Raw genomic sequence first — 12,003 nt, 5'->3', positions numbered from 1 at the left:
AGCGTGCGCCGCGTCGCGCGCTTCGCCGCCTCGTCGCCGTTCTGCAGCTGCGCCTTCGCGAGCTCCAGGTACCAGTCGCAGTATTCCGTCCAGACGAACTGGTAGATGGCGTTGGCGACGTTGTCGAGCCGGTAGTCGCTGAAGCCCTGCTCGACCGCCGCCTCGACGCGCTGCAGCTCGCCGCTGATCCAGCGGTCGACCTTCGAGAACGACAGGTAGCCGGCGAACTCGCCGCCCGGCTCGCACTGCGCCTTGGTGTGCTCGGCGAGGCCGCAGTCCTGGCCCTCGCAGTTCATCAGCACGAACTTGGTCGCGTTCCAGAGCTTGTTGCAGAAGTTGCGGTAGCCCTCGCAGCGCTTGGTGTCGAAGTTGATGTTGCGCCCGAGGCTCGCGTACGAGGCCATCGTGAAGCGCAGCGCGTCGGCGCCGTAGGCCGGCATGCCGTCGGGGAACTCCTTCTTCACGCGCGCGGCCACCTTCGGCGCGGTCTCGGGCTTGCGCAGGCCGACGGTCGATTTCTGCACCAGCGTCGCGAGGTCGCGGCCCTCGATCAGGTCGACCGGGTCGAGCACGTTCCCTTCGGACTTGCTCATCTTCTTGCCTTCGCTGTCGCGCACCATGCCGTGGATGTAGACGGTGCGGAACGGCACGCGGCCGGTGAAGTGGGTGGTCATCATGATCATGCGCGCCACCCAGAAGAAGATGATCTCGTAGCCGGTGACCAGCACGCTGGACGGCAGGAACAGGTCCATCTCCTTCGTCTTCTCGGGCCAGCCGAGCGTCGAGAACGGCACCAGCGCCGACGAGTACCAGGTGTCGAGCACGTCCTCGTCGCGGCGCAACTCGCCGCTGTAGCCGGCGGCCTGGGCCTTGACCCGCGCGTCGGCTTCGGTGCGTGCGACGAAGATCTCGCCGCCGCTGCCGTACCAGGCCGGGATCTGGTGGCCCCACCACAGCTGGCGCGAGATGCACCAGTCCTGGATGTTCTTCATCCACTGGTCGTAGGTGTTGACCCAGTTCTCGGGGACGAACTTGACCTCACCCGAGGCCACCGCGTCGACCGCCTTCTGCGCGATCGACTTGCCGTCGGGGCCCGGCTTGCTGACCGCGACGAACCACTGGTCGGTCAGCATCGGTTCGACGATCGCGCCGGTGCGGGCGCAGCGCGGCACCATCAGCTTGTGCTTCTTCACCTCGACCAGCAGGTCCAGCGCCTGCAGGTCGGCGACGACCTTCTTGCGGGCGACGAAGCGGTCCAGGCCGCGGTAGGGGGCGGGTGCGTTGTCGTTGACCTTCGCGTCGAGGTCGAGCACGCCGATCATCGGCAGCTGGTGGCGCAGTCCGACGGCGTAGTCGTTCACGTCATGGGCGGGGGTCACCTTCACGACGCCGGTGCCGAACTCGCGGTCGACGTACTCGTCGGCGATCACCGGGATCGTGCGGTCGCACAGCGGCAGCGTGACCTGCTGGCCGATCAGCGCCTGGTAGCGCTCGTCGTCGGGGTGCACCATCACGGCGGTGTCGCCGAGCATGGTCTCGGGGCGCGTCGTGGCCACCACCAGCGAGCCGGAACCATCGGCCAGCGGGTAGCGGATGTGCCACAGCGAGCCGTCTTCCTCCTCGCTCTCGACCTCGAGGTCGGACACCGCCGACTTCAGCACCGGGTCCCAGCTCACCAGCCGCTTGCCGCGGTAGATCAGCCCCTGCTCGTAGAGCTGCACGAAGGTGTCGGTGACGATCGGCGAGAGCTTCTCGTCCATCGTGAAGTACTCGTGCTGCCAGGCCACCGAGGCGCCCATGCGGCGCATCTGCTGCGTGATGGTCGAGCCCGACTGCTCCTTCCATTCCCACACGCGGGCGACGAAATTCTTGCGGCCGAGGTCGTGGCGGCTCTGGCCGGCCGCCTCGAGCTGGCGCTCGACGACGATCTGCGTCGCGATGCCGGCGTGGTCGGTGCCCGGCACCCACAGCGTGTTGTCGCCCTTCATGCGGTGCCAGCGGGTCAACGAGTCCATGATGGTCTGGTTGAACGCGTGCCCCATGTGCAGCGTGCCGGTGACGTTGGGCGGCGGCAGCTGGATGCTGAACGAGGGCTTGTTCGCGTCCAGCGTGGGCTCGTACAGGCCCTGCTGCTCCCACAGCGGCGCCCAGCGGGCCTCGATCGGGGCGGGTTCGAACGATTTGGCGAGCTCGGTCATGGCGGTGTGGGGTCGGATCGGCGGCGGCCACCGGGGTGGCGCAGGCTGCGGGCAGGGGGAAGGCGGAATTGTAGGCGGGGGGCACCTGCTGCTATGGTGGCGGGGATCCCCGCACTGACGCGGCCACCGGGAGAGCCACCATGCGACCCCTGCCCACGAAGCTGTTCGCCTCCACCAGCCTGGCCCTGCTGACCGTGCTCGCCGGCTGCGGCGGCAACGACGACGGCCTGCCGCTGAACGGCGGCGCCCCCAGCTGCGATCTCGCGACCCAGAAATCCTGGCTCCGCGGCTACATGGCCGACTGGTACTACTGGAGCGGCAGCTCGCCGAGCCCCGATCCCGGCCCGTACGCGAGCGTGCCGGACTACTTCGACGCCTTGTTGTTCACCGGCGCCGCGCCGGTGCCGGCCGATCGCTGGAGCTACATCGAGAGCAGCGCGTCGTACAACCAGTTCTATGGCGACGGCCGCACGCTCGGCTACGGCGTCTCGGTCAACGGGCTGGAGCTGCAGTTGCCGCTGAAGGTGCGTTACATCGAGCCGCTGTCGCCCGCCGCCACCGCCGGGCTGGTGCGTGGCGACGTGATCAGCTCGGTCAACGGCCGCAGTGCCGCCGAGCTGGTGGCGGCCGATGATTTCTCGGCGCTGACGCCGGCGCAGGCCGGCGACGTGCTGACCCTCGTGATCGATGCGCCGGGCGGGCTGAAGACCGTCACGGTGACCGCCGGCACCTATGCGCTGACGCCGGTGCCGGTGACGCGGCTGCTGACGCTCGCGAACGGCACGAAGGCCGGCTACCTGGTGCTGAAGGATTTCCTCACGCAGGCCGAGGATCCGCTGATCGATGCGCTGGCGCAGTTCCGCGCGGCCGGCGCGACCGAGCTGATCCTGGACCTGCGCTACAACGGCGGCGGCCGCGTCTCGACGGCCGCGCTGCTCGCCACGCTGGTGACCGGCTCCGCCCGGCGCGACCAGGTGTTCGCGCGGCTCACGTTCAATGCGCGGCACCCGAACTCGAACGGCGCCTACCTGCTCGGCTCGGTGCCGGGCGCGGCGGCCTTCCCGCGGGTGGTGGTGCTGACCGGCGCGCGCACCTGCTCGGCCAGCGAGCTGGTCGTGAACGGGCTGAAGCCCTATGCCGAGGTGGTGACGATCGGCGGCACGAGCTGCGGCAAGCCGGTCGGCTTCCAGCCGCGCGCGTCCTGCGACAACACCTACAGCGCCGTCAACTTCGAGGCCACCAACGCGCTCGGGGAGGGCGGGTTCTGGAACGGCATCGCCGCCACCTGCGCCGGGACCGACACCTTCAGCGGCGCGCTCGGCGACCCGGCGGAATCGCTGACAGCCGCGGCCGTGGCCTACCTGCAGGACGGCAGCTGCGCGGTCGCCGGTTCCGCTGCGAAGGAACGCGCCGCACGCTGGTCGAAGCGGCTCGCCGCCGGTGCCGAGCCCGGCGATCGCCGGGGCATGTGGGCGGATTGACATGTCGCTCGGTTCGGTCTGACATGATCGGACATGCAGAGACATCTGCCAGAAGCAAGCGCGCAACGCGGGCTCACTAAGCTTCCTGCCCATGACCAAGCCGTACCACCTCTACGTCGTCGAGGACGACAACCCGCTGCGCACGATGCTGTGCGACTACCTGGAGAAGCAGGGCCTGGTCGTCACCGGCATGGCCACCGCCGAGGATCTGCTGCGCCGCATCCACCGGCTGCGCCCCGACCTGGTGGTGCTCGACGTGAGCCTGCCCGGCATGAGCGGGCTGCAGGCCTGCCAGAAGCTGCGCTCCGAAGGGGACCGCGTGCCGATCATCATCCTGACCGCGCGCAGCGAGGAGATCGACCGCGTGCTCGGCCTCGAGATGGGCGCCGACGATTTCCTCGGCAAGCCGTTCTCGGCGCGCGAGCTGCTCGCGCGTGTGCACGCGGTGCTGCGCCGCGCGATCGTGCCGCCGGGCCTGTCGCAGATGAACCAGGCGCCGGTCAAGTTCGGCGGCAGCGTCTTCGACGTGAGCGCCCGCTGCCTGTTCCGCAACGGTGCCACGCGCGTGCTGAGCACCGTCGAGTTCTCGGTGCTGGCCGAGCTGGTGGCGAACCCGGGGGTCGCGGTGTCGCGCGAGCGGCTGCTGGCGGTGTCCCACTCGCGCAGCGAATCGCTGCTGCTGCGCGCGATCGACGTCACCGTGATGCGCCTGCGCAAGCTCGTCGAATCCGATCCCGGCACCCCGCGCTTCATCCAGACGGTGCGCGGCCACGGCTACATGTTCGTGCCTGAAACCTCGCGCTGATGCACTGGCTGCCCCGCTCGCTGGCCGGCCGCGTCACCTGGCTGGTGGGGCTGATCAGCGTCGCGTCGCTGATCGCGCAGCTGCTGCTGTTGCGCACGCTGCTGTTCGAGCCGTTCAGCGAGGGCATGCTGGTCGCGGTGGTCGGCGAGGCGCACCAGGCGCAGCAGAACCTGCTGACGACGCCGCCCGACGAGCGCGATCGCGTCGCGGTGGAGTTGTCGTACGGCCCGTTCTGGGTCGGCCGCAGCGGCGCGCCCGATGGCGGGCCGGACATCGTCGGTCCGCTGCGCCAGCCGTCGATCGAGCTGCCGAGCGGGCTGCAGGACATCGTCACCCGCTCGCTCGGCCATGACGCGGTGCTCGACATCAGCGACCGCAACGGGCTGGTGCTGCGCATCGAGGCCGACATCGAGGGCGAGCGCTGGAACTTCGTGCACCGCCATGCGTCGCCGCGCAATGCGCCGACGATCACCTTGCTGGCGGTGCTGGCCCTGCTGTTCGGCACCGCGGCGCTGAGCCTGTGGATCGGCTTCCGGGTGATCGCGCTGCCGCTGAAGCGGCTGGCGCACGAGATCGCGACGCGGCGCGGCGCGCTGCGCGCGATCGAGCTGCCGGCCGGCGCGAGCGACGAGCTGCAGCAGATCGCGCGCGCCTTCAATTCGCTGGCGCGCAGCCTCGACGAGGCCGACCGCACGCGCGGCCAGCTGCTGGCCGGCGTGTCGCACGACCTGCGCACGCCGCTCGCGCGGCTGCGCCTGCGCATCGAGACGCAGTGCGACGAGCCGGTGGGCGATGCGTTGCTGCTGGACCTCGGTTCGGTGCAGCGCATCGTCGACCAGTTCCTCGCCTATGTGCAGGGCGGCGCCGACATCCAGCTCGGCCGCCTGCAGCCGCTGTGGGACACCGGGCGCGCGGTGGTCGCGATGTACGCCGATCCCGGCGTCACGCTGCGCGGCGACGGCGTCGACGAACAGCTGCCCGACATCGCGGTGCAGCGGCTGCTCAGCAACCTGATCGACAACGCGCTCGCGTACGGCCAGCGGCCGGTGATCGTCGACCTGTGCCGCTGCGAGGGCGGCGTGACGATCGCGGTGTACGACCACGGCCCGGGCCTGAGCGACGCCGAATTCGGCCAGGCGCTGCAGCCCTTCGTGCGGCTGGACCGCCAGCGCAGCTCGCTCGGGCACTGCGGCCTGGGCCTGGCGATCGTCTCGCAGATCGCGCGCCAGCTCGGCGGCACGCTGAGCCTGGCGCGTGCGGCGGACGGGGCGTTCGGCATCGCCTTGACGCTCAAGACCGCCGCCCCGCCGCCGCACGACGGGGCGGCCTGATCTCCAGCAGTCCGCTTCAGCGGTCCAGCCGCAGCACCGCCGAGGGCGCTGCCGCATCCCCCAGCATGAACAGCGTGTAGACCCCCGGTGTCAGCAGCGCCACGTTGCCGGTGTACAGCGCGCTCGACGAGGTGGCCGAGTCGACCTCCAGCGGCGTCGGGCTCGCGGTGGTGCTGTTGATCACCTGGGTCGGATCCCCCGCGGTGCCGAACGCGATGTTCGAGCTCTTGGCCAGCACGCCGTTGTTGGCCTGCAGCGTCAGCGCCGAGTTCAGGCCGTTCACGCCGTTGATCAGCCGCAGCTTCACATAGCCGCTGGTCAGCGCCGGGCTGTTGTCGTCGCTGATCAGCGCGACCTGCGGGGCCGCGGCGCTGCCCAGCACCAGCAGCGTCAGGTCGGCGCCGGGCGCGGCGGTCAGGCCGCTCGGGCTCACGTCGGTGCCGTTGATCGACACGCTGGTCGCGAGTGCGCCGGCCGGCACCTGCAGGTAGCTGCCGATCGCCGGCGGCTTGCCGGTGGAGACGGTGCCGCTGGACAGATTGATGCCGTTGACGGTGGCCGSCACCGTGCCCGAGGCCGACGCGCCGGCCACCAGCCGCACGCGCGCAAAGCCGTTCACCTGCGCCTGCAGGGTGCCCTGCTGGTTGATCAGCAGGCCGTTGACCAGCACGCCGCCCGGCGTGGAGGTCAGCACGAGCGTCAGGATCTGCTGGTCGGTCAGCGTGACCGACGGGATGTCGAGCCGCACGTCGGTCTCGTCGCCGGCGGCGGTGACGCGGATCCGGTAGGTGCCGGCGGTGATCTCGCCGTAGGTCGAGAAGCGTTCCCCGCCGATGGTCGGCGCGTTCGGGGTGGCGTTGGTCAGCGTGTCGGTCGGCGCGGTGACGTACACGTCGACATTGCCGGCCTCGTACGAGGTGTTGAAGACGCGGAACTTCGCGGTGCCCGAGGTCGGTGCCGCCTCGTTGTCGCTCAGGTAGCGGGTGCGCAGGCTGCCCGACGTGTTGTAGGCGACCAGCGTGTTGTGCACGCCGTCGCTGACCGATTGCACGGCGGATGCCACCGCGGTGCTCGAGCCGGCGGGCTTCAGGTAGAAGGTGTAGGAGCCCGAGCCGATCGTCGTGTAGTCGCCGACGGTGTTGGTCGCCACCGCCGCGTTGGCCTTCGTGTCGTTGTCGTACAGGTCCAGCGACGCGTAGGTGGAGGTGGCATTGACGAGGCGGACGTAGCCCGGGCCGTCGTCGCTGCTGCCGCCGCAGCCGGTCAACAGGAGGGGCGCGGCCGCCACGGCCGCGAGCAGGGGCGCGAACAATCTCAGCTTCACAGGTTTTCCTTTGGATCGAGGGGACGGCGGCGTCCGCCCGCAGGTGCGGGCGCGGCGCTGCCGCACCGGTCGATTCAAGCGAAACCGTGTTGCGCGCAGGTTGCGTCTTCGTGGGGGCGGGTGTCGCCGCGTGTCGGCCCTGACACACGCCGGCGATGCCGCTACATCAAAAGGTGTTCTCCCGCGTTGTCCCCACCCAGGATCACGTAGTTCACCTTGCGGATGTCGGCCAGCCGCGTGCCGCCGGCGTAGCTGATCGAGCTCTGCACGTCCTCGCGCATCTCGCGCAGCGTGTCGGCCAGCTTGCCCTTCACCGGCTCGAGGATGCGCTTGCCCTCGACGTGCTTGTACTCGCCCTTGTTGAAGTCGCTGGCCGAGCCGTAGTACTCCTTGAAGACCTTGCCGTCGGCCTCGACCGTCTTGCCGGGCGATTCCTCATGGCCGGCGAACAGCGAGCCGATCATCACCATCGCGGCGCCGAAGCGCACGCTCTTCGCGATGTCGCCGTGGTCGCGGATGCCGCCGTCGGCAATGATCGGCTTGGTCGCGACACGGGCACACCACTTCAGCGCGCTCAGCTGCCAGCCGCCGGTGCCGAAGCCGGTCTTCAGCCGCGTGATGCAGACCTTGCCCGGGCCGATGCCGACCTTGGTCGCGTCGGCGCCCCAGTTCTCCAGGTCGATCACCGCCTCGGGCGTGCCGACGTTGCCGGCGATGATGAAGGTCTTCGGCAGGCGCTGGCGGATGTGATCGATCATCTTGCGCACGCTCTCGGCGTGGCCGTGCGCGATGTCGATCGTGATGTAGTCGGCGCCGACGCCCTCGGCCGCGAGGCGGTCGATCACGGCGTAGTCGTCGGCCTTCACGCCCGAGCTGATCGAGACGAACAGGCCGCGCTCGCGCATGCGCTTCGCGTACGCGACGTTGTCCAGGTCGAAGCGGTGCATCACGTAGAAGTAGCCGTTGGCGGCCAGCCACTGCGTGATCGGCTCGTCGACCACCGTCTTCATGTTGGCCGGCACCACCGGCAGCTTGAAGCTGCGGCCGCCGAGCTCGGTCGAGGCGTCGCATTCGGCGCGGCTCTCCACGCGGCACTTGCGCGGCAGCAGCAGGACGTTGTCGTAGTCGAAGATTTCCATGGTCAGGCTCCAAAGGGTGGGGAAGAGCGCTTGACTTGGAACCCGGCCGCCCGGCAGAAGGCCTCGAAGCAATGCGAGGGCGCCGAAACGAAAAACCGGGCGCCAAAATTTGGGCCCGGTGACGAATTCTACGCGGCGGGGCTTGCCCCCTCGGCCGGCCCTGTTTCTGGCTGCCCGGCTGTCGGATGGCGTGCCTTGCCGATGAACTGCGGCGCGAACCGGTTCAGCAGCGCGACCAGGGGCACGCACGCGAGCAGCGACACCGCGCTGATCGCCGCTGCATACGCCGTGACGGCCGGCAGCGTGTCAGCCAGCGCGATGGCCTCGGCCAGCTTCGGGTTGAAGAAGTGGAAGAACACGCCGTTCAGGCCCATCAGCGGCAGGCTGTTGCGGCCGATCCAGGCCGCCACCCGCGTGGCCGGCAGCAGCATCGCGAGGCCGGTCACCGCCAGCGTGCCGGCCAGCGCGCTGAACGCGAAGCCGAGCGCGTCGCCATGCTGCGCCGCCGCCATCATCACCGCCTGCGCATCGTGCGGGTGGTTCAGCCGGTAGGTCGCGAGCAGCGCACTGGTGCAGGCGAGCGTCACCAGCAAGACCATGCCGCGGTGCGTGGCGAGCTGCTGCAGGAAGGGCCGCAGCACCTGCCCGATCGTGTAGAAGCCGAGCGCGACGATCGCCTCGCGCACGAACCAGATGCGGCTGACCTGTGCGACCCAGCCGCCCAGCGCGTCGCCGTGGTTGCACAGGAACACGCCGCCGGCGATGCAGGCGGCGGCGAACGCCAGCCGCGCCGCCACATGCCGTAGCCGCGGCAGCACCACCAGCGCCATCGCCTCGCAGACGAACATGCAGACGAGGAACCAGGTCACCCAGTTCAGCTCCGGCATGCCGCGCAGGTAGGCGGCGCCCAGCGGCTGCGCGTAGTACCACCACGCGAAGTGGTGCTTCACCGCGCTGAGCGACCACAGCGGCAGCAGCAGCAGCCCGAAGAACAGCACCGGCACCAGGCGCAGCCGGGCCAGCGTGCGCAGGCGCGGCAGCAGCGCGGCCACCGGGTGGAAGAACAGCCCGGCCAGCACGAAGAACAGCGGCATGTGGAAGGCGTAGATCAGCCGCAACTGATCGACGGCGGACGCGTTGTCGCCGGCACGGCTCTGCACCACGTGCCCGTAGAACATCAGCACGATGCCCACCGCCTTCGCGGTGTCGACCCACGGCAGGCGCTGCGTGCCGCGTGGCGTGGCGAAGCCCGAATCCATCGCTGCATCGTAGGAAGGCGCGCCGGCAGCRTCCATCCCTACAATCGACGGATGCATGACGATGGCTCCAGCGAGCACCTCTCTCCACAGCGCGACCCCGGTGCCGACGGCCGCCTCCTCGACAACCTGAACCCCGAGCAGCTCGCCGCGGTGACGCTGCCGGCCCGCCCGGCGCTGATCCTGGCCGGGGCCGGCTCGGGCAAGACGCGCGTGCTGACCACGCGCATCGCCTGGCTGATCCAGACCGGCCAGCTCACGCCCGGCGGCGTGATGGCGGTGACCTTCACCAACAAGGCCGCGAAGGAGATGCTGACGCGGCTCGGCGCGATGCTGCCGGTGCCGGTGCGCGGCATGTGGATCGGCACCTTCCACGGGCTGTGCAACCGCTTCCTGCGCGCGCACTGGAAGCTCGCCGCGCTGCCGCAGGGCTTCCAGATCCTCGACTCGGCCGACCAGCTGTCGGCCGTCAAGCGGGTCATCAAGGCGATGAACCTCGACGAGGAGCGCTTCGTTCCGAAGCAGGTCACCTGGTTCATCGCCGGTGCCAAGGAAGAAGGGCGCCGCCCGAAGGACGTGGAGCAGCGCGACGAGCAGGAGCGCACGCTGGTGCGCGTGTACGAGGCCTACGAGGCGCAGTGCCAGCGCGAGGGCGTGGTCGATTTCGCCGAGCTGATGCTGCGCACCTACGAACTGATGCGCGACAACGCCGCGCTGCGCGAGCACTACCAGCGGCGCTTCCGCCACATCCTGGTCGACGAGTTCCAGGACACCAACAAGCTGCAGTACGCCTGGCTGAAGATGTTCGCCGGCCCGCACGCCGCGGTGCTGGCGGTCGGCGACGACGACCAGAGCATCTACGCGTTCCGCGGCGCGCAGGTCGGCAACATGGCCGATTTCGAGCGCGAGTTCCACGTCGAGCAGGTGATCAAACTGGAGCGCAACTACCGCTCGTTCGGCAACATCCTCGATGCGGCCAACGAGCTGATCTCGCGCAACTCGCGGCGGCTCGGCAAGAACCTGCGCACCGAGGCCGGCCCGGGCGAGCCGGTGCGCGTCTACGAGGCCACCAGCGATTTCGCCGAGGCGCAGTGGTTCGTCGACGAGGCGCGCCAGCTGCACCGCGACGGCATCGCGCGCCGCGACATCGCGATCCTGTACCGCAGCAACGCGCAGAGCCGGGTCATCGAGAGCGCGCTCTTCAATGCCGCGATCCCGTACAAGGTGTACGGGGGCCTGCGCTTCTTCGAGCGCRCCGAGGTCAAGCACGCGCTGAGCTACCTGCGGCTGATCGAGAACTCGAACGACGACACCAGCTTCCTGCGCGTCGTCAACTTCCCGACGCGCGGCATCGGCGCGCGCTCGATCGAGCAGCTGCAGGATGCGGCGCGCCAGAGCGGGCGCAGCCTGTACCAGAGCGTCGGCGCGCTGAGCGGCAAGGCGGGCGGCAACCTGCAGGCCTTCACCGCGCTGGTCGACGCGATGCGCGAGGCGACGCGCGGGCAGACGCTGCGCGAGATCATCGAGCACATGCTGCATGCCTCGGGCCTGGTCGACTTCTACAAGACCGACAAGGAAGGCAAGGACCGGCTCGAGAACCTCGACGAACTGGTCAACGCGGCCGAGGCCTTCGTCACGCAGGAGGGCTTCGGCAAGAACGCGGTGGCGCTGCCGGTGGACGAGCATGGCGGCGCCGAGACGATCGCGGCACTCGAGCAGACGCCCGATGCCGAGACCGGCGAGATCATGTCGCCGCTCGCGGCCTTCCTGACGCATGCGTCGCTGGAGGCCGGCGACAACCAGGCGCAGGCCGGGCAGGACGCGCTGCAGCTGATGACGGTGCACTCGGCCAAGGGGCTGGAGTTCGACGCGGTCTTCATCACCGGGCTGGAGGAGGGGCTGTTCCCGCACGAGAACAGCGTGTCCGACATCGACGGGCTCGAGGAAGAGCGGCGCCTGATGTACGTCGCGATCACGCGGGCGCGCAAGCGGCTGTACCTGAGCTTCAGCCAGACGCGCATGCTGCACGGGCAGACGCGCTACAACGTCAAGAGCCGCTTCTTCGACGAGCTGCCCGAGGCGGCGCTGAAGTGGATCACGCCGCGCAACCAGGGCTTCGGCTCGGGCTTTGCGCGCGAGTACCAGGCGGCGTGGGCCCGGGGTTCGGGGCTGAACTCGATCGTCGGCGCCGGGCGGGTCGAGCCGCGGCCGCAGTCGGTGGCGCAGCCGGGCGGGCCGAAGACCACGTCCAGCCACGGGCTGCGCACCGGGCAGGGCGTGTTCCACAACAAGTTCGGCGAGGGCGTGATCGTCACGCTGGAAGGCGCCGGCGACGATGCGCGGGCGCAGATCAACTTCGGGCGGCACGGCATGAAGTGGCTGGCCTTGTCGGTCGCGAAGCTGACGCCGGTGAACTGAAAACGCAGGCTCATGGTGAACCCCGAGGCGGCCGCCGGCCGATCGGGCCGG

8 protein-coding genes are annotated in these 12,003 nt (G+C 69.7%); 4 read left to right on the top strand and 4 right to left on the bottom strand.

Annotated features, from left to right (window positions below; genetic code table 11):
• Positions 1-2,198, bottom strand: a 2,198-nt coding sequence (locus tag AC1D15_RS02640) for a valine--tRNA ligase (protein WP_477824812.1), incomplete at its 3' end; no start/stop codon positions are given.
• A 140-nt stretch (positions 2,199-2,338) separates the two neighbouring features.
• Here AC1D15_RS02640 and AC1D15_RS02635 point away from each other — a divergent pair.
• The 3 genes from AC1D15_RS02635 to AC1D15_RS02625 all read left to right on the top strand — a co-directional run bounded on the left by AC1D15_RS02635 (position 2,339) and on the right by AC1D15_RS02625 (position 5,815).
• The gene (locus tag AC1D15_RS02635) at positions 2,339-3,679 is read left to right on the top strand and encodes a S41 family peptidase (RefSeq protein ID WP_477824811.1); all 1,341 of its coding nucleotides are present in this window, start codon (positions 2,339-2,341) and stop codon (positions 3,677-3,679) included.
• 91 nt (positions 3,680-3,770) lie between these two features.
• Positions 3,771-4,484, top strand: a complete 714-nt coding sequence (locus tag AC1D15_RS02630) for a response regulator (protein ID WP_047592312.1) — start codon at positions 3,771-3,773, stop codon at positions 4,482-4,484.
• Positions 4,484-5,815, top strand: coding sequence for a sensor histidine kinase (locus AC1D15_RS02625; protein WP_465113695.1), 1,332 nt, complete (start codon positions 4,484-4,486; stop codon positions 5,813-5,815). Before AC1D15_RS02630 ends, AC1D15_RS02625 begins: the two co-directional genes overlap by 1 nt.
• 16 nt (positions 5,816-5,831) lie before the next feature.
• Here the strand turns inward: AC1D15_RS02625 and AC1D15_RS02620 are convergent, their stop codons facing one another.
• The 3 genes from AC1D15_RS02620 to AC1D15_RS02610 form a co-directional block, all read right to left on the bottom strand.
• The gene (locus tag AC1D15_RS02620) at positions 5,832-7,139 is read right to left on the bottom strand and encodes a DUF4397 domain-containing protein (RefSeq protein ID WP_477824810.1); all 1,308 of its coding nucleotides are present in this window, start codon (positions 7,137-7,139) and stop codon (positions 5,832-5,834) included.
• A gap of 161 nt (positions 7,140-7,300) precedes the next feature.
• The gene (locus AC1D15_RS02615) at positions 7,301-8,278 is read right to left on the bottom strand and encodes a GMP reductase (RefSeq protein WP_465113693.1); all 978 of its coding nucleotides are present in this window, start codon (positions 8,276-8,278) and stop codon (positions 7,301-7,303) included.
• A gap of 128 nt (positions 8,279-8,406) precedes the next feature.
• Positions 8,407-9,537, bottom strand: coding sequence for an acyltransferase family protein (locus AC1D15_RS02610; RefSeq protein WP_477824809.1), 1,131 nt, complete (start codon positions 9,535-9,537; stop codon positions 8,407-8,409).
• A gap of 51 nt (positions 9,538-9,588) precedes the next feature.
• Here AC1D15_RS02610 and AC1D15_RS02605 point away from each other — a divergent pair, with 51 nt between their 5' ends.
• The gene (locus tag AC1D15_RS02605; RefSeq protein WP_477824808.1) at positions 9,589-11,952 is read left to right on the top strand and encodes a UvrD-helicase domain-containing protein; all 2,364 of its coding nucleotides are present in this window, start codon (positions 9,589-9,591) and stop codon (positions 11,950-11,952) included.
• Positions 11,953-12,003: the final 51 nt, after the last annotated feature.

The organism is Rhizobacter sp. P2_H2, assembly GCF_056403375.1.
Note: the sequence above shows the minus strand (reverse complement) of the source record. Positions and strands in the feature narration are given on the sequence as shown.

Coding starts and splice junctions, on each gene's coding strand:
- AC1D15_RS02630 (WP_047592312.1), top strand. CDS start 3,771: ATGACCAAGCCGTACCACCTCTACGTCGTCGAGGACGACAACCCGCTG.
- AC1D15_RS02615 (WP_465113693.1), bottom strand. CDS start 8,278: ATGGAAATCTTCGACTACGACAACGTCCTGCTGCTGCCGCGCAAGTGC.
- AC1D15_RS02610 (WP_477824809.1), bottom strand. CDS start 9,537: ATGGATTCGGGCTTCGCCACGCCACGCGGCACGCAGCGCCTGCCGTGG.
- AC1D15_RS02625 (WP_465113695.1), top strand. CDS start 4,484: ATGCACTGGCTGCCCCGCTCGCTGGCCGGCCGCGTCACCTGGCTGGTG.
- AC1D15_RS02635 (WP_477824811.1), top strand. CDS start 2,339: ATGCGACCCCTGCCCACGAAGCTGTTCGCCTCCACCAGCCTGGCCCTG.